Source organism: Streptomyces sp. NPDC047022, assembly GCF_040644155.1.
GTDB lineage: Bacteria > Actinomycetota > Actinomycetes > Streptomycetales > Streptomycetaceae > Streptomyces.
The window spans coordinates 17300-35963 of the sequence record NZ_JBEYVV010000034.1 but is presented as its reverse complement, the minus strand read 5'-3'; the positions used below and the strand labels follow the sequence as shown (position 1 = coordinate 35963).

9 protein-coding genes are annotated in these 18664 nt (G+C 71.5%); 2 read left to right on the top strand and 7 right to left on the bottom strand.

Features of this window, described 5'->3' with window-relative positions:
* Positions 1-218: 218 nt before the first annotated feature.
* Positions 219-1427, top strand: a complete 1209-nt coding sequence (locus ABZ845_RS26720) for a PP2C family protein-serine/threonine phosphatase (protein WP_360984140.1) — start codon at positions 219-221, stop codon at positions 1425-1427.
* A gap of 162 nt (positions 1428-1589) precedes the next feature.
* Complete coding sequence (locus ABZ845_RS26715) at positions 1590-3119, top strand: UDP-N-acetylglucosamine 1-carboxyvinyltransferase (RefSeq protein WP_360984137.1); 1530 nt, start codon at positions 1590-1592, stop codon at positions 3117-3119.
* Between the two features lie 139 nt (positions 3120-3258).
* Here the strand turns inward: ABZ845_RS26715 and ABZ845_RS26710 are convergent, their stop codons facing one another.
* The 7 genes from ABZ845_RS26710 to ABZ845_RS26680 form a co-directional block, all read right to left on the bottom strand.
* Positions 3259-4440 (bottom strand): argininosuccinate synthase-related protein, encoded by a 1182-nt coding sequence (locus ABZ845_RS26710; protein WP_360984134.1) that lies wholly within the window; start codon positions 4438-4440, stop codon positions 3259-3261.
* Complete coding sequence (locus ABZ845_RS26705) at positions 4437-6302, bottom strand: non-ribosomal peptide synthetase (RefSeq protein WP_360984131.1); 1866 nt, start codon at positions 6300-6302, stop codon at positions 4437-4439. The genes ABZ845_RS26710 and ABZ845_RS26705 overlap by 4 nt, the downstream gene beginning before the upstream one ends.
* Positions 6283-7098, bottom strand: a complete 816-nt coding sequence (locus ABZ845_RS26700; protein WP_360984128.1) for a thioesterase domain-containing protein — start codon at positions 7096-7098, stop codon at positions 6283-6285. The genes ABZ845_RS26705 and ABZ845_RS26700 overlap by 20 nt, the downstream gene beginning before the upstream one ends.
* A gap of 117 nt (positions 7099-7215) precedes the next feature.
* Positions 7216-8523, bottom strand: a complete 1308-nt coding sequence (locus ABZ845_RS26695; RefSeq protein ID WP_360984125.1) for a M18 family aminopeptidase — start codon at positions 8521-8523, stop codon at positions 7216-7218.
* Positions 8520-14174 carry a MupA/Atu3671 family FMN-dependent luciferase-like monooxygenase gene (locus ABZ845_RS26690; RefSeq protein WP_360984122.1) on the bottom strand — a complete coding sequence of 1885 codons (5655 nt, stop codon included), beginning with the start codon at positions 14172-14174 and terminating at the stop codon, positions 8520-8522. Before ABZ845_RS26690 ends, ABZ845_RS26695 begins: the two co-directional genes overlap by 4 nt.
* Complete coding sequence (locus ABZ845_RS26685) at positions 14171-17368, bottom strand: beta-ketoacyl synthase N-terminal-like domain-containing protein (RefSeq protein WP_360984119.1); 3198 nt, start codon at positions 17366-17368, stop codon at positions 14171-14173. Before ABZ845_RS26685 ends, ABZ845_RS26690 begins: the two co-directional genes overlap by 4 nt.
* The gene (locus tag ABZ845_RS26680; RefSeq protein ID WP_360984116.1) at positions 17328-18659 is read right to left on the bottom strand and encodes an MFS transporter; all 1332 of its coding nucleotides are present in this window, start codon (positions 18657-18659) and stop codon (positions 17328-17330) included. Before ABZ845_RS26680 ends, ABZ845_RS26685 begins: the two co-directional genes overlap by 41 nt.
* Positions 18660-18664: the final 5 nt, after the last annotated feature.

Genomic DNA, 18664 nt, shown 5'->3' with positions numbered 1-18664 from the left:
TCAGCTAAGGTAAGGCTAAGTTAGGCATCCCTTACCAGGCCGGCGGCTGCGGGGCGCCTCGGCAGATATCTCGATGTCGAGATAACTCTAGTACATGGGGGCCGGATGGTCATGTCCGGCCCGGGTCCACCGCTGCCCATGTCCGTCCCGGGGCCGGTCCCGCCTGACGTGAGGGAAGGGGGGATCGGTGTGAGACTGGGCACGGAAGGGGTGATCCCGTGTCGGACCCAGCGCGCGAGTCCTTCGGTCCCGACACCGCCGTCGACGAGATTCGGCTGGAAGAGCTGATCATCGAGGCGCAGACGGCCCTCCCGGTGGAACTGCCCGGCCTGGCGAACCGGTGCGCCTCGGCCCTCGGACTGGACACCGCGCTGATCTACCTCGTCGACCTGCAACAGCGAATCCTCATCCCGCTCGACGAGGAACTGGAGCCGCTGCCGGTGGACCGCTCGTGCGGCGGCTGGGCGTACCGCACGGTCTCCCCGCGGGTGGTCGAGGCCGACAGCGGCCTGATCGTCTGGATGCCTCTGGTCGACGGTGCGGAGCGGCTGGGCGTGCTGGCGGTACGGACCGCCTCGCTCGACGGGGTGCGGATGCGCCGCAGCCGGATGCTGGCCCATCTGTTCGCCATGCTGATCACCTCCAAGCGCGCCTACAGCGACTGGCTCGCCGGCCGCACCCGCACCGCGACCATGCGGTTGCCCGCCGAGATGCTGCGGGCCTTCCTGCCGCCCAGCACCGTCGGCAGCAGAAGATGCGTCTCGACCGCCGTGCTGGAACCGGCGTACGACGTCGCCGGCGACGCCTTCGACCACTCGGTGATCAAGAACGTGCTGCACACCATGATCCTCGACGCCATGGGGCACGATCTGACCGCCGGCCTGACCACGTCGGTCGCCATGGCGGCGGCGCGGGAAGCCCGCCGTGGCGGCCGCACCCTGGCGGACATCGTCGGCTCCGTCGACCAGGCGCTCGCCCGGTGGCTGCCCGACCAGTTCTGCACCGGCGTGCTGTGCCGGCTCGATGCCGAGACGGGGGTGCTGCGCTGGGTCAATTGCGGCCATCCCCCGCCCCTGCTGATCCGTGACGAGCGGGTGCTCGCCGGGGCGCTGGACAGCCCCCCGCAGCCGCCGATCGGCCTGGTCGGGTCGCTCGCCCCCGGGGCCCGGCAGGTCCACGAGACGACACTGGAACCGGGTGATTGCGTCCTGCTCTACACCGACGGTGTCGTGGAGGCCCGCGACGCGAACGGTGAGGAGTTCGGCCTCGACCGGTTCACCGAGTTCATCATCCGCTCCAACGCCGCCGGCCAGCTCCCGGCCGAGGTGTTGCGACTGCTCAACCACGCCATCCTCGATTACCAGCGCAACCAACTGCGGGACGACGTGACCATCCTGCTCTTCGAATGGCGCCCGCAGCACCGGTGACGCGGCAGGGCGCCGGGCCTCACCGTGCTCGTGCTCCGCGTTCGGCGGGACCGGACGCCCTCCGGAGTCACCGCCTCCTCCCCCTCGGGCGTCACTGAAGGTGACTCACCCGAACAGACCCCCCAGCAGGCGCCATCTCATATCTGAGATAGCCTCAGCCTCATGTCAGACGACTACCTCGTACGTATCGGCAAGCTCATCCGTGACGCCAGGCAGCACCGTGGCTGGACCCAGGCGCAGCTCGCCGAGGCGCTCGGCACCAGTCAGAGTGCCGTCAACCGCATCGAGCGCGGCAACCAAAACCTCAGTCTTGAGATGATCGCCCGAATCGGTGAAGCCCTGGACAGTGAGATCGTGTCCCTGGGCTATGCGGGCCCCATGCATCTGCGGGTGGTCGGCGGCCGTCGGCTGTCCGGCGCCATCGATGTGAAGACGAGCAAGAACGCCTGCGTGGCCCTGCTGTGCGCCTCGCTGCTCAACAAGGGGCGCACGGTACTGCGCCGGGTCGCCCGCATCGAGGAGGTCTACCGCATCCTCGAGGTGCTCGGTTCGATCGGTGTGCGGACCCGCTGGATCAACGACGGCGTCGATCTGGAGATCGTGCCGCCCGCCGACCTCGAGATGAGCGCCATCGACGCCGCGGCCGCCCGCCGTACGCGCTCCATCATCATGTTCCTCGGGCCGCTGCTGCACCGTATGGACCGCTTCAGGCTGCCGTACGCCGGCGGCTGCGACCTCGGCACGCGCACCATCGAGCCGCACATGATCGCGCTTCGCCGGTTCGGTCTCGACGTGACCGCCACCGAGGGGGCCTACCACGCCGTGGTGGACCGGTCCGTCTCGCCCGACCGGGCGATCGTGCTGACCGAGCGCGGTGACACCGTGACCGAGAACGCGCTGCTGGCCGCCGCCCGCCACGACGGGGTCACGGTCATCCGCAACGCCTCCTCCAACTACATGGTGCAGGACCTCTGTTTCTTCCTGGAGGCGCTCGGCGTCCAGGTCGAAGGCATCGGCACCACCACGCTGACCGTCCACGGCGTGCCGGACATCGACGTCGACGTGGACTACTCCCCCTCCGAGGACCCGGTCGAGGCGATGAGCCTGCTGGCCGCCGCGGTCGTCACCGAGTCGGAGCTGACGGTGCGCCGGGTGCCGATCGAGTTCCTGGAGATCGAGCTCGCGGTGCTGGAGGAGATGGGCCTCGATCACGACCGCGGTACCGAGTACGTCGCCGACAACGGCCGTACCCGGCTGGTGGACCTCACGGTGCGGCCCTCCAAGCTGGAGGCGCCGATCGACAAGATCCACCCGATGCCGTTCCCCGGCCTGAACATCGACAACGTCCCGTTCTTCGCCGCCATCGCCGCCGCCGCGCAGGGCAAGACACTGATCCACGACTGGGTGTACGACAACCGGGCCATCTACCTGACGGACCTCAACCGCCTCGGTGGCCGCCTCCAGCTGCTGGACCCCCACCGCGTGCTCGTCGAGGGCCCGACCCGCTGGCGCGCCGCCGAGATGATGTGCCCGCCCGCGCTGCGGCCCGCGGTGGTCGTACTGCTGGCGATGATGGCGGCCGAGGGCACGTCCGTGCTGCGCAACGTGTATGTCATCAACCGCGGCTACGAGGACCTGGCCGAGCGCCTCAACTCGGTGGGCGCGCAGATCGAGACGTTCCGGAACATCTGACGGTCCTCCGGTCCTCCGGTCCTCCGGTCCTGCAGTCCTGCAGTCCTGCAGTCCTCAGAGGTGTGCCGCCGTGTCTTGCCGACCCTCGCGCATGCGGGTCCGGAGGAGGTGCGGCGGCGCCTCCGGGATTTCTCCGGGGTCAGCCGCCGAGGCGGATCGACTCGCGCTCCCAGTCCTCACGATCGCGTACATAGCGGGGCGAGCCGGCGACGATCGACTGTGTCTCGCAGGTGCCGGGCCGCAGGCGCCACCGCACGGTGCCGGTGACGCGCGAGGCGCAGGACTCGATGAACGACTGAGCCGCTTCCCGCAGTTCACCGAACCAGCGGCCCTCGAGCGCTTCACGCACCCAGATCTGCTCCAGGTGCATCTTCTCCCGTATGGTCTCCGCCGCCAGGGTCGCGGTCTCCAGATGCCGGTAGGTCCCGAGCAGCACCGTGGCCGCGGGCATCTCGCGGAGTTCGAGGACCTTCTGGCCGCCGGAGAGATGTTCGAGTCCGCTGTAGCGGCCGATGCCGTGAGCGCCGGCCCGGTGGTTGAGGGTGTCCACGATCCGCCGCAGCGGGAGGCGGGTCCCGTCGACGGTGACGGGCACTCCCTGGGCGAAACCGATCTCGACGCTCTCGTCCGCGACGGTCTCGTCCCGCACGCTCCACCGATAGAGGTGCTCCGGAACGCTGTGCTCCTCGGGGTCGTCCAGCACACCGGACTCGAACTCACGGCACCAGAGGTTGGCGTCGATGCTGGCGATCCGCTTGCTCATATGGACCAGCCCGGCCTCCTCCAGTTCCCGGCACTTCTGCTCGCGGCCGACCGGATCGAGGTCGTACGGGGTGCCGTAGTACCCGCTCCAGCCGAGGAGTCCGAGCGCGCCGTTGAGTCTGCGCAGGGTGTTCTGCGACCGGTTGGCGGTGTGCAGTACTCCCCAGGCGTCGAGGCCGGTCGCGATGTCCATGGCCAGTTTGGCGATGAGGGGTCTGCTGAGGGAGGAGCTGATGGGATGGGTTCCGAGGTAGATAGCCTGGGCGGCGATGGCCGGGCGGACATGGTCCTCGGCGAACATGTCCCGTCCGTCTATGACATGCAGGTGCACGGAGAGCTGCTCGGCCACGAGCCGCTGCTCGTCCATGTCCTCGCCCGCGCCGAGGTCGACGCTGACGGCGTGGATGCCGGTGAAGCCGGCTTTCGCCAGCCTGAGGAGCAGATAGCTGCTGTCCAGTCCGCCGCTGAACAGGGTGACCACGGGACGTTTCGGGTCGAACCGGTGCGGTGCGAGGTCGGCGAAGGAGCGGATGAGGCGGCTGTTCCGTGTGGGGCTCAACGTGCGGACTCCTGATCCAGGATGCGGCGCAGCTCGGCGGCGAAGGCGGCCGCGGTGGGCTCCAGCAGCAGTGCTGCCAGGGGAATGGGGAGTCCCAGCCGCGCGCGGAGTTCCTCGATGACGGAGAGCACCTGGAAGGAGTTGCCTCCCAGGTCGAAGAAGTCGTCGTCGGCGTGGACGGCGGGCACGTCGAGCACCCGGCACCACACCTCGGACACCACGCTTTCGAGGTCTCCGGCAGCGTGGAGGGCCGTCGCGCGACTCTTCCGCCCGGGGGCGGGTTCCGCCGTCCGTTCAGCCGCCCGGTCCTCCAGCAGCAGGCGGTCCAGCTTGCCGCCCGCCGTCAACGGCAGCGCGTCCACCACCTCGATGGCCGTGGGCACCATGGAGCGCGGGAGCCAAGTACGCAGTGTCTCGCGTGCGGTGGACACGAGAGCCTCCGTATCCCCGGCCGCCTCCGGTACGAGGTATGCGGCGAGCTGCTTCCCGATGCCGGAGCCGTGCGCGACGACCGCTGCCTGCCGGACGCCGGCGACCCGGGAAACGGTGGCCTCGATCTCGCCGAGCTCGATACGGATGCCACGGATCTTCACCTGGCGGTCGACACGGCCGAGGAACTCCAGGACGCCGTCGGGGCGGGCCCGTACCAGGTCGCCCGACCGGTAGAGGCGGCTCCCCGGGCTCACCGAGGGGGACTCCACGAAACGTTCGGCGGTGAGCTCGGGCCGCTTCAGATAGCCGAGGGCCAGGCCGGCGCCGCCGATCCAGAGCTCTCCGGGCTCCCCCTCCGGCACCAGGGACCCGTTCTCGTCGAGGATCCACAACTCGGTGTCCTGGATGGCTGAACCGATCAGCACGGTGTCGAGGCCGGGATCGCGCGGGCAGACCCAGGCCGTGCAGTAGATGGTGCACTCGCTGGGGCCGTAGAGGTTGGTGAGCGAGGCGGAGGAGCGTGCGTAGAAGCGCTTGACCAGCTCCGGGCCGAGCGGCTCGCCACCGGTGAGCACCTGGCGGATTCCGTCGTACCGCTCCGCCGGATCACGGGTCAGCAGAAAGAGTTCGAGGAGGGAGACGACGCAGTAGAACGTCGTGATCCTGTGGTCCCGGATCAGCGCCGCGAGATGGTCGGCGTCGCGCTGGCGGCCCGGCGCGGCGATGACGACCGTGGCACCGGCGAGCAACGGCCAGTAGGTCTCGCTGAGATACATGTCGAAGCTGCACACCGTGTGGTGGATCATCCGGTCGCGCTCGTCCATGCGGTGCGTGCCCTGCAGGGCGAGCAGCCGTGAGACGAGGGCGCGATGGCTGATCAGGGATGCCTTGGGGCGGCCGGTGGAGCCGGAGGTGTGGATGACGACGGCAGGGTCCTCGGCCGAGCCGCCGACCGGGAACGGCGCGGCGTAGTCGGTGCCGGGGTCGGTTTCGGTCCCGATACCGGTCTCGGTTTCGGTTTCGGTTTCGGTTTCGGTGAGGATGAGGGTGCCGGACCGCGTGTCCGAGAACCGCCCGCTGAGTGCGGAGCTGGTCATCACCGCCTTGGGGGCGCAGTCGTCCACGGTCCTGAGCGTGCGCCGCAACGGCTCATCGACATCGACGGCCGCGTGGGCGGCACCGGCGAACACCACGCCGAGCATGGCCACCAGGAATTCGGCGGACCGTTCATGATAGACCACGACGCGGTCCCCGGCTCCCACACCACGGGCTCGCAGCGCGGCGGCGGCGCGCAGCACCCGGTCCTTCAACTCGCCCATGCTGATGACGGTTTCGCCGGATATCAGCGCGGGAAGCCCGGGGTCGCGATTCCAGCGCTCCAGCAGGAGGGCGTCGATTCGGTACGCGGGGTCAGCCGCGGCGATCGGCATGGGAGTGCCCCTCGCGGTCGGTGCGCAGGACCCGGCTCTGTCGCACGGCGAACTGGTCGAGGTTGCCCGCGAGGGCGTTCACCAGCAGGGCGGGGCTCTCCGCCAGGAGCATGTGCCCGCCCGGCACCCAGACCGTGCGGGTGTTGTCGCTGAACATCGCCCAGTCGGCGGTCCGGTCCTCGGGGCAGAGCGGGTCCTCGTCGCCGAACACGGTGAGCAGCGGGCAGCCGAGCGGCGGGTGCGGGTCCGACGAGTAGTCCTCGACGGCCCGGATGTCCGCGACGACGGGCGGCAGGGCCAGCCTGAGCATCTCCTCGTTCCCTGCCAGCAACTCGGGTACGCCGCCGTATTCTTCGAGGATCTCCAGGATCTCGCCGGTGTCGTCCGTGTCGCCCACCGAGCGGCGATCCGGGTCGGGCTTCTCCGTCACCGCCCACTGCGACACCACAACGAGGCCCGCCACCGAGCCGCCGCCCTCGCGCTGTACGGCGCGCACGGCCTCGAGAGCGATGACCGCACCGGAGCACACACCAACCACGACCAGCGGTGCCGTGCCGGGCAGGGCGCGGATCACGGCCACCACGTCGTCCACCAGACCGGGCAGCCGCGGGATGCTCTCCCTCACGCGCGACTCCCTTCCCGGCAGCCGGGCCGTCGCCACCATCCAGGGGGCGGGGGCGTGGTCGGCGAAGGCCCGGCCGCTGGCCGCCCCCGCACCGGCGTGCGGGACGATCAGGACGCGGAGCGCCGCTTCCCGCGGGTCTGCGCCCTTGAGCGTGAAAGTACGTGGGACCACGTCTCGCTCTCTCCTGAGGGGATGTTCGCCGGTTGCCGGGCGGCATCGGGCCGCCGCCCGGCAACGGTGGTTGGGCGGGCCGCCGGGAGGGCGCGGCCCGGAAGGGATGCGGTGAGGTCAGCCGGCCGTGACCAGCTCGGTGAGCGCCCGGGCCAGGTATCCGGGATCGTCGGCCCCGACCAGCTCACGCGCTGAGTGCATGGACAGGCCGGGCACTCCCACATCGACAGTCGTCACGCCCAGGCGCGCTGCGGTGATGGGCCCGATCGAGGTGCCGCAGGGCATCGCGTTGTTGGACACGAAGCGCTGCCAGGGCACATCGGCGCGCTCGCATGCCGCGGCGAACGCGGCGAGGCCGGTGCCGTCGGTGGCGTACCGCTGGTTGACGTTGACCTTCACGACGGGCCCGCCGCCCGGCAGTGGATGGTTGTCCGGGTCGTGCAGCTCGGTGTAGTTGGGGTGCACCGCGTGCGCCATGTCGGCCGATGCGCAGAGCGAGCCCGCGAGCGCCCGGGACCAGTCCTCGGTGCCGCCGCCGCGCGCGGCGACCGAGCGGCTCAGCACCCGCTCCAGCAGTGGGCTCTGCGCGCCGGCCTCGGAACCGCTGCCCACCTCCTCGTGGTCGAAGGCGGCGAGCACCGGTATCCGGAACAGGCCGTCCGGGGCGGTGTTCCTCGACCAGAAGTCGGCGGCCGAGGTCAGCGCCGTGACCCCGGCGTGGACGGACACCAGGTTGTCGAGGCGGGAGGACACCAGGAACTCACGCTCCGCGCCCAGATGACCGGGCGCCTGGATGTCGTGCAGCATCAGGTCCCAGCCGAGGATCCGGGCCGGATCCACACCGGCGTGGTCCCCGATCCGGCGCAGCAGCGCGCCCTGCTCCGGTCTGCCGAGGGACCACACGGGCTGCATCTGGCGCTGCCGGTCGAGTGCCAGGCCGTCGTTGACCGAGCGGTCCAGGTGGATGGCCAGCTGCGGCACCCGGCACAGCGCTTCATCGATCTTGACCAGGGCCGAGGTGCCGTCCCGCAGGGTGAGCCGTCCGGAGATGCCCAGGTCCCGGTCGAGCCAGGTGTTGAGCGGAACGCCGCCGTAGACCTCGACCGCGATCTGCCGCCATCCCGCGTTTCCGGTGTCGGGCGTCGGCTTGACACGGAGGTTGGGCGAGTCGGTGTGCGCGCCCAGGATCCGGAACGGCGCGTGCGCAGGTGCGCCTTCGGGGACGTACCAGGCGATCAGGGCGCCGCCGCGGATGAGGAAACTCCCTCCCGTCCGCCCCGTCCACTCCGCGGTCCCGCTCAGCTCGGTGAAGCCGGCCTTCTCCAGCCGGCGCGCGGCCTCGGCGACGACGTGGTAGGGCGAGGAGCCGTCGCTGAGGAAGGCGAGCAGGTCCTCGGTGTGGCTGTGTTCCATGGGGGGTGTCATTCGGCGTCCGCCTCCCTGGGCGTTGCGTGGGGGTCGATGAGGGTCGCGAGCCGCCGGTCGGGCCGCGCGCACAGGTCCTGGAGCAACGTGACGTAGGAGGCGAGGATGTCCTCGGCGGACTCCCGCTTCCACAGGTCGGTCGAGTACTCCAGGAAGGTCCGGTAGCCGAGGCCGGGATCGCGGCGCGGCGTGATCCCGAAGCACAGTTCCGCCCGGGCCACCGGCGGGGCGAGATCTTCGACCTCGGTCTCAAGACCGGGAATCTCGATCTCGGTGTCGGCGTAGTTCTGGAAGGCGAGCACGATGGGCACACGGTCGGGGACCTCGTCGGCGCCTGCGTCGCGCATCGCCCGCATGATGCGCGCGGTGGGCAGGACGTTCGCCATGGCCCCCAGCGCGCCCGCGGCGGTCCGGGTCACCAGGTCGGCGAAGCTTCCCCCGGCGTCGGCCCGGACACGGACCATGACGGCCGTGGTCACCATCGCGACCAGTGAATCGGTGTGCGAGCCCTGCCGGTTGACGTAGGGGACGCTCAGCAGCACATCGCTGTGACCGGAGAGCCGGGCGATGTGGACGCCGAGTGCCGCCGCAGCGACCGCGAACGGGGTCACATGTCCGGCAGCCGCGAACTTCTCGACCGCGGCCCGGACTTCGCCGGGGATGACGCCGCGTACGGTATCGCCGTCACCGCTCAGCTTCTCGGGTCTCGGCCGGTCCGTGGGGACGTCGACGCGGCACGGGGCGCCCTCCAGATAGGCCGCGCAGTGCGCCGCGCGGCGGGCCTCGGCCTTCGGGTCCCTGGTCGCCAGCTGGTGCCGGGCGTAGTCCGTGGCCTGTGACGAGGGCGCCTCGAGGGCAGCGGGCAGATGAGCCGCTGCCGCCGTGTAGAGCGCCGCCAGCTCGGACATCAGCACCGAGTGGGCCCAGCCGTCGGCGCTGATGTGGTGCAGTACGAACATCAGCACCCACTCGTCCTCGGCGAGCCGCAGCAGCCGCATCCGGGGAACCGTCGGGAGTGTGATGTCGAACGGGGTCGCGGCCGTCCGGCGGCACAGCCCCTCGGCGCGCTCGGTCCGCTTCTCGGGCGCCAGGCGTGTGAGATCGTCCACCTGTATGCGGACCGGTGGCGCGGCCTGCACCTCCTGCCACCAGGCTCCCTGGCCGTCCTGGGTGTAGCGGGTACGCAGGGAGGTATGCCGGGCCACCAGCTCGGTGAGCGCCGAGCGGAGGGCTTCCGGGTCCAGGGCGCCCTTGAACCGGATCCTGGTCGGGACGTTCCAGATCTGGGGCTGCGGGAAGGAGCGGTGCCCGGAGATCATCCGGTCCTGCTGGTCGCTGACCGGCGCGCGCTCGACCGCCTCACCCGCGTCCGCGCCGCCCAGTCGGCGGGTCATCGCGCCCAGGGTCGCGTCGGCGAAGAAGTCGTCCAGCGCGATGTCGGCGTGCAGCACGTCGCGCACCCGGTTGACCAGCTTGATGGCGGCGATCGAGCTTCCCCCCAGGTCGAAGAAGTCGGCGTCGTCGTCCACCTTGTCGACCTGGAGGACCGACTTCCAGACGGCGCGCAGTACTTCGGCTCGGGACCTGGCGGCTGAGACGGCCGCGGGGCGGACGGCGGCTGTGTCCCGTACCAGCCGGGTCCGGCCGTCGGCCACGGCCCGCAGGATACGGTCGAGGTCGCCGAGGTAGCCCCGGGCCGTGTCCGCGTCGAAGAGGTCCGCGTCGTACCGGATCCGCAGGCGCAGCCCGTCGCGGGTCCGCACCGCCATCAACGCCATTTCGAGCGGCGAGGATTCGGTGCCGCCGTCGACCTCCAGGGCGCGCAGGCCCGGGAGTTGGATCCGGGTTAGGGCATCGGTGCCGAAGTCCGCCGACACCGTGATCAGCGGCCTCGGATTGCCCCGGTCGGGGTTGAGTGCCGTCATCAGCGCGTCCAGGTCCACGTGTTGACGCGCGTCCGCCTCGAACAGCGCGTCCCGGGTGGCCCGCACGGCGTCGGTCAGGGACATGGTCCCTCTCAGCGAGGCCCGCAGCGGAAGCAGCGCGACATGGAAGCCCACGGTGTTCGCGGCCTCGGGCGTACGTCGGCCGAAGGTCGAGCCGACGACGAACTCGTCCTGGCCGGAGCGCTCGCGCAGCACCAGCTGCCAGGCGGTGAGCAGCGTGGTGAAGAGCGTGACCCCCTGCTCGCCGCTCCACTCCTGGAGCCCGGCCGTACGGTCGCCGTCAAGGCGGATCTCGACGGCCGAGCCGCTCCCGGCCACCCGGTGGCCCCGCGGCCGGTCGGCGGGCAGTGCGAGCGCCGGGGGCAGCGGGACGAGATACCGCCGCCACCACTCCAGATCGGCCTGGAGCCGCTCGGGCTCCGCCGCGCCGACCGTCGTCCCGGCGGGCTCCGGGAACCTCGCCGGACGGCCTTCCACCGCGGCCGTGTACAGCTCCTGGAGATCGGAGGCGATGATGCCCGCCGAGTGCCCGTCGGTGATGATGTGGTGCAGGCCGAGCACCAGTATGTGGTCGTCCTCGGCGAGGGTCAGCAGCCGCGGTGTGAACAGCGGTCCTTCGGCCAGGTCGTAGGGCCGGGTGCTCTCCTCGCGCAGCACTGCCGCGATGGCCGCGTCGGCGTCCCGGCCCCGGGAGTCCGTAACCTGGAGGCGGACGGCCGACCGGGCGCGTACGACCTGGCGGACCGTCTCCTCTTCGCCGCTGCCCGGACGGAACACCGTCCGCAGCCCGGCGTGCCGCTCCACCAGCCCGGCCACGGCGGCACACAGCGCGGTCTCGTCCAGCGTGCCGTGCAGCCGCACCGCCTGGACCTCGTTGTACGCGGCCCGGTCACCCATCAGCTGGGAGGCCAGCCACAGGCGCCGTTGCGCATCGGTCGCGGGCGCCGGCACCTCGGCCTCCGGCCGGGGCCCGGCCCGCTGGTGGCGTCGGCGCAGGGCGTCGAGATGCTCCAGCCCGGAGCGCGTCAGCTCGGCCGGCATGCCGAAGTCGACGAGCGCGGCGATCTCGTCGACGCCCGCTTCGCGCAGCGCGTCAACGACCGGGGAGCAACTGTCCACGGTGCCGATCAGCGCCCGCTGGTCGCAGTAGCGGTCGTATGCGCGCCGGAAGAGGTGGTCCAGGTCCTCGTCGCTCGCGGCGGCGACGTCCCGTGGATCGGCGCCGGACGAGCCGGCGGCGGAGCGCATCTGGAGCGAGGACCGCAGATAGCGGCTCATCGGCTCCCGTGCCTGTGCGCGGGCCGTCGCGTGGTCGTCGCCGAGATAGGTGTGGAGCAGTACGGTGACCCGTCCGGCGTCGGGGCCGAGGCCTGTCTGCTCCCGGATCTTGCGGTAGTGCCCGATGTTGTCGGCGAGCTCCTCGACCGTCTGGTTCATCAGGTTGGTGACTATGCCCAGTCCGCGCCGCGCCGCCTCCTCGTAGGAGTCACGGCTGCCCCCGGTGGCCAGGAACATGGGTGGTGTGTCCTGCACCGGGCGGGGGTGGACGCGTACCTCGGTCTCCCGGCCGTCCCCGGTGGTGCGGGTGAGGGTTCCACCGCGCCACAGGGTGCGCACGTCGTCGAGATGGGCGAAGCCGATCTCCTTGCGGCGTTCGAAGCGGTCCGGGTGGAGGGCGAAGTCCTGTGCGTGCCAGCCGGTCGCGCAGCCGAGGCCGACACGTCCGCCGGAGAGGTTGTCGACGACCGACCACTCCTCGGCCACTCGGACCGGATCGTGCAGCGGGAGGACGACGGATCCGGCGTTGAGCCTGATCCGGCCGGTCTCACGCGCCAGGGCGGATGCCAGCACGGAGGGGTTGGGAAAGAGGCCACCGAAGGAGTGGAAGTGGCGCTCGGGCATCCAGAGCGAACTGAAGCCGCGCTCGTCGGCGAAGCGGGCGGTCTCGACGATCAGGTCGTAGGCGTCGGCGGGCCGGGGCCCGCTCCCGCCGCGGCTGCGGCTCTGCCGGCCGTCGCCGTCGGTCGTGTCCGGGTGGTCGCCGAAGAAGTACACCCCGAAGTCGGGAGCGGGGCGACGGCGTGCGGGTCTCGGCGCGGAGGCCGGGACGGGGCGTGGACGGCTGGTGGGGAAGAACCCGCCGTCGCGCAGCGCGCGCAGCGAGTCCTTCACCGCGTCCGAGACCCGCGCGATGTCGCCGTCGGTGTGCGCGGTCGAGAGGTAGAAGCTGCGCCACTCCCAGACGTAGACGCCGCGCAGCAGCAGGTGCCGGTAGAGCAGTTCCATGGCGGCCCGGTGGGTGAAGCGGAACATGGAGCCGAAGTGGCTCAGTCCCAGGGGGAATTCCTCGTCGCGGAAGAACGCGGAGAGATCCGCCGCGAGTTCGTCCGTCCTGGCGTTGAGCCGCTCCTGGAGGCGGGGGCCCTCGGCGATCAGATGGCCGAGTGACGCCTTGGCCGCCACCATGGACAGCGGGTGCTGCATGTATGTGCCGCCGAAGAAAGTGGTCTCGGCGCCGGGGCGGCTGTCGTCCCCGTAGCGCCAGAAGCCGCCGTCCACCCCGTCGAGGATGTCGGCGCGGCCCGCGATCGCGCCGATCGGGTAGCCGCTGCCCAGCGCCTTGCCGTAGGTGGCCAGGTCGGGGACGACTCCGAAGTGGTGCTGGGCGCCCCGGGGATGGGGGCGCAGACCGGTCAGCATCTCGTCGAAGAGCAGCACGATCCCACGGCGCCGTGTGAGTTCGCGCAGGGCGCGCAGGAACCCGACGGGACGCAGCGCGGGGTTTCGGCACTGGACCGGTTCCACCAGGACGGCGGCGATGGTGTCGCCGAGCGCGTCGATCGTCTCCAGTGCCCGCTCGCTGCCGTACTCGAGGACCAGCAGCTCGGACACCGCGCTGTCCGGGATGCCGCGCGAGACCGGCACGGCGCGCCCTGCGTCCGGTCCCGGGCGGCCGAGCACGGAGTCGATATGGCCGTGGTACGAGCCGCGGAACATGACGATACGGTCGCGTCCGGTGGCGGCGCGGGCGAGCCTGATCGCGGCCGAGTTGGCCTCGGTACCGGAGTTCGCGAACGCCACCCGCTCCAAGCCGGTCAGCCGGGCCAGCAGCTCGGCGGCCTCACCGGCCTCGGCCGGCCGGGGACCGAAGCGCAGGCCGTGGGAGAGATGCTCCTGGACCGCCCGGGTGACGAACTCCGGCTCGTGGCCGAAGAGGAGCGCGCCGAAGCCCATGGTGATGTCGGTGTACTCGTTTCCGTCCACGTCCGTCAGGTGCGCGCCGCGTGCCGATCGTGCGGCGAGCGGATAAAGCGTCTCCTTGGTGGAGCGGCGGAACCCGACGACCGCCCGGCTGTCGGCGAGGACCGCGCGGTGGCGCTGGGCCAGTTCCCTGGACGTGCGGGTGCGCTCGATCAGCCGGTGCCCGAGGGCATCGGCATGCGCCCGCTGCACGCGACCTGCGGCGTCACCGGCCGTTCCGGAGCCCTCGGGGAGGGTCACCCTGGGACCGTGCTGGACGGGCGTCCCAGGGGCTGCCGGTGCCGGTGCCGACGGCTGAGCCGGTGCGGGTGCGGGGTCCGGTGCGGGTGCCGGGTCCGGTGCGGGTGCCGGGTCCGGTGCGGCGATGCGCCGCCTGGCCTCCGCGAGCTGTTCGGTGAGCTTCCGCGAGAGTTCCGCGGTCTGGTCCGCGGCGCTGCCGGTCATCGGGTCCGCCCTGCGGTGAGCAGGGTGACGGCTTCGGAGAGCTGGGCGAGCATCGCGGACTGCGTCCTGGCCAGCAGGTCGATCTGGCGGGCGAGTTCGGCGACCTCCGCGCGGGTGGCGTACTCCGTGCCGGGGGGTTCGTGCGATCCCGCACCGGGGACGTCGGCCGATACGGATGCGCCGGGCGGCGCGGGGACGGCGGGCTGTACCGGATCCGGATCCGGAGCTGGGGCCGGGGCCGGGGCCTCCGGTGCCCCGGTCCGGGAGGCGATGAGGGCTGCCACCAGCTCGGGCGTGCCCGCGTCCTCCAGGATCTCCTGGACGGCCATGCGCACCCCGAACTCGGCCTCCAGCTGCCGCAGCATGCCGATCAGCTGGAGCGAGTCGGCTCCGAGCCCTACGAAGGTCTGCCCGGCGGACAGCTCGTCGGTGCCGTAGCCGAGATGCTGCGCGGTGAGCTCCCGTACCCGGTCGAGTACTGCCTGCTCGGTCATGCCGTCCTCCAGGGAAGGGGTGCGTACGGGCGCGCGGTCCGGCGGCGGACCGGGGCGGGGTGCGGGGCCGGTCCAGTGGGAGCGGTGCTGGAACGGGTAGACGGGCAGCGGGATCCGTCGGCCGCCGCAGCCGTCGAGGAGCGCTGCCCAGTCGATGCCGACGCCCGCACAGTGCAGCCGCGCCACCGCCCTCCACAGTCCGTCCAGGCCGGGTCCGTGGCCCTGGGTCGGAACGCAGAGGGTGTCCGGCACGGCGCGCCGTGCCAGTCCGGTCAGCGGTGCTCCGGGGCCGAGCTCGACCAGCGGGCCCGAGATCGCCGGCGTGCGCAGGACGGCGTGGAAGTCGGCGGTCCCCCGGGCCTGCCGTACCAGGTGGTCGGCGTCGGGCAGCCAGCCCGGGGGACAAGTCCTGCCGTCGACGCCGCTGACGAAATGGACTTCCACGGGGCGCAGTTGCGCGTCACCGACGGCCTCCCGCAGTGCGTCGAGCATCGGGTCGAGCAGTGCCGTGTGGAAGGCGCGGTCGACCGGGAGCGGTTCGGCCCTCTCGCCGTGCGCGGCCAGCCAGCCACGGGCGGCTTCCACCGCTTCAGGCCTGCCCGCGACCACGTTGTTCAAGGGCCCGTTGCTGACGGCGAGTTCGAGGCGTCGGTGCCCCGAGTCGCCCATGGCGTCGATGAGCTGCCGCACCCTGTGCCGGGGTGCGAAGACGGCCAGCATGGCGCCGGGTTCGGTGCCCTGCATCAGCAGGCCCCGGCGGCAGACCAGCCGCATGCCGTGCTCCAGCGACAGCGCGCCCGCGACGCACAGGGCGGCGTACTCGCCGACGCTGTGCCCGCCGACGACGGACGGCGAGACCCCCAGTGACCGCCAGAGCCGGGCCTGTGCGACCTGGAACGCGAAGACCGCCGGCTGGGCGAAGGCGGTGTCCCACCGCTGGGGGCCCTCACCGGCGAGCAGCCGGTCCAGGAAGTGGTGCTCCCCGGTCTCCTGCTGGTGGACGCGGGCGCACTCCTGGAGAACCTCGGCGACCACCGGGAAGCGCTCGGCCAGGGCGGCGGCCATCCCCGGACGGCCGCCGCCCTGGCCGCTGAAGAGGAAGGCGGGCGCGGCAGCGGTCTCGACGGTGCCGGTGCAGTGGCCGGCGGTGGGCGGCACGGTGCCCTGCGGTTCCTTCAGGAACGCCTCCAGCGCGTCGGCCAGGCCCTCGGGGGGCGCGGTGAGGACGAGCCGGTGCCGTAAGTGGCGTCGGCCGAGCGCGACCGTGGTCAACACGTCTGCCGGGTAAGGACTGTGATGGCTCGTCAATGTGTCATGGAAGGAACGGGCCAGCTCCCGCAGCGCCTCGGGACTCTGCGCCGACAGCGGCAGCAGACCGGGGACCCCTGCGTCACCGTTCCGTGCCGGGACGGGCGGCGGCTCCTCAAGGATCACGTGGGCGTTCGTGCCGCCCATGCCGATGGAGTGCACGCCCGCGCGCCGCGGTCCGTCCGCGAGCCAGGGTGTCACGCTCGTCGGCAGGACGAAGGGACTGTCCTCGACGCCGAGCAGCGGGTTGGGGCGGCTGAAGTTCACCAGCGGGGGGATGACGCCGCGGCGCAGCACCAGGATGGCCTTGATCAGTCCGGCGAGGCCGGACGCGCTGTCCAGGTGGCCGATGGCGGGCTTGGTGGAGCCGAGCCCGCAAAAGCCCCTGCGACCGGTGTGGCGGCGGAACGCCTCGGTGAGCGCCGTGAATTCGACCGGATCACCCTTGAAGGTGCCGGTGCCGTGCGCCTCCACGTAGCCGATGGAATCGGCGGGAACCCCGGCCATGGCCAGCGCGCCGAGCACCGCGTCCCGCTGGCCCGCCGCACCGGGGGCCGCGAAGCCCGTCCTGTCCGCACCGTCGTTGGTGACCGCGGAACCCAGGAGTACGGCGTGCACGGTGTCCCCGTCGGCGAGAGCCTTCACCAGCGGCTTGAGCAGGACGGCGGCGGCGCCGTTGCCGCCCACGGTGCCGTCCGCCGCGGCGTCGAAGGCCCGTACCGTACCGGTCGGGGAAATCGTCGAGCCCTTCACATGGCGGTGGCCGGTGATCTGCGGAAGGTGCAGCGCGGCGGATCCGACCACCATCAGGTCCGCGTCGCCGGCAAGCAGCGCCTGGCAGGCCAGGTGGACGGAGACCAGGGCGCTGGAGCAGGCGGTCGCGACATTCACCGCCGGTCCCTCGAGCCCGAGTCTGAAGGCTGCCCGATGGGCCGTGAAGTCCGGGTAGTTGCCGACCTGGATCTGCTTGACGGTGGTCCAGTCCTCGGCCCGGCTGACCTCGGCGAGGTTGTGGGCGAGGTAGCTGTGCAGCGAGTACAGCCGGTAGCCGGTGCTCGCGTACACGCCGATCCGGGCGCCGGAGCCGGAGTAGCCGCCGTCCTCCAGGGCGTGGTGGCAGCACTCCAGGAACAGCCGCTGCTGCGGGTCGGTCATGGCGGCCTCACGGCCGCTCATCCCGAAGAACCCGGCGTCGAAGCCGTCGATGCCGTCGAGGAGCGCGCTCGCTCCGGTGAAGTCGGGGTCCCGGTAGCGGGCCTTCGGCAGGCCCGCCGCCGCGAACTCGGCCTCGGTGAAAGACCGTACGTGCGATACGCCCGACCGGATGTCCCTCCAGTACTGCTCCGGTGTCTCAGCCCCCGGAAACCTCAGCGCCATCCCGATGACGGCCATCCGCCGGTCCCTCATCGTCTTCCCCCTTGTCGTGCCGGCCCACTGCCTCCCCCGTCGGCATTCCGCGTCGCCGTAGCACCTGGGCCACGAAGACGAGCGCGAGCGCGATGGCGGCGCCGTGGGCGACGCCGACGACCGACAGCGGTGTGAAGGTGTCGAGCGCGGCGGCGACCGCGATCATGCCGACGCCGAAGCCGAGGTTCTCCACGGTGGCGGAGAGCCCGAAGGCGTGTGTCCGCAGCGTGCCCGGCAGCGTCTGCAGGTGGGAGGTGTACGACACCTCGGTGAGCCCGTCCGCCGCTCCCGCCAGAAGGGCGATCAGGACGGTCAGGGCCCAGGGGAACCCCGCGAAGGCCAGAATGAAGGTGGCCGACATCGCGATGGTGCCCAGTCCGAACCCCAGGGCGCCGACCGACCGGTCCGTTCGCTCGGTGCAGCGCTGCAGCACCTGCTGCACGAGGACGTTGCCCAGTGCCCACACACACCAGAAGACGCTGACGAACACCGCCGGGTGGTGGGCGTCGAGCCGTGTCGAGTACACGGGCAGCGCCGCGTTGTGCGAGGAGGAGCCGAGGGCGTCGATGCCGCGCAGGGCGACCATCAGGCCGAGCACCGGGGCCGCGCTCAGCGCGGTGAAGGCGGCGGGAAGCCTGCCCTTGTACGCGCCGTCCGCGCTCTTCTTCCCGTTCTCCCCGGAGCCGTCGTCGTCCGGGCTCAGGGACATCGGGAGCAGCGCGACCGTGAGGGCGCAGACGAGGAACGTGGCCATGTCCGCCAGGAACGCCGCGGTGTAGCCGAGCAGCGACACCACCACGCCGGAGGACGCGAACCCGGCCACCATGGCTATCGAACGCCCGCCGACCATCAGTGAGTTCGCCCAGGTGTGGCGCCCCTCCCCCACGATGGACGGGATCGAGCTGCGCAGGGCGACCATGAACAGAGTGCCGGCACCGCCGACCACCGCCGAGACCGTGAACAGCGAGGCCGTGTGGAAGCCGTCCGGGGCCGCCACGAGAAGCACCAGTGCCGCCGCCTGGGCCAGGTTCGCCCAGAGCATGACGCTTTTCACGGACCACCTGGCGAGGACGGCCCCCGCGACCGAACCGGTCACGAATCCCGCGGCGAGCCGCACCGCCATGAACACACCGACCGCCAGCGCCCGGTCCGTCACCGCGTACACGTACAGATTGAGCGCCACCAGGTTGAGAAAGGTGCCGTAGGAGGAAATGGCGTAGCCGGTCACCAGGATCCGGTACGGGCGTAAGTCGAGCTCGCCCTCACTCGACGTCACGAAGG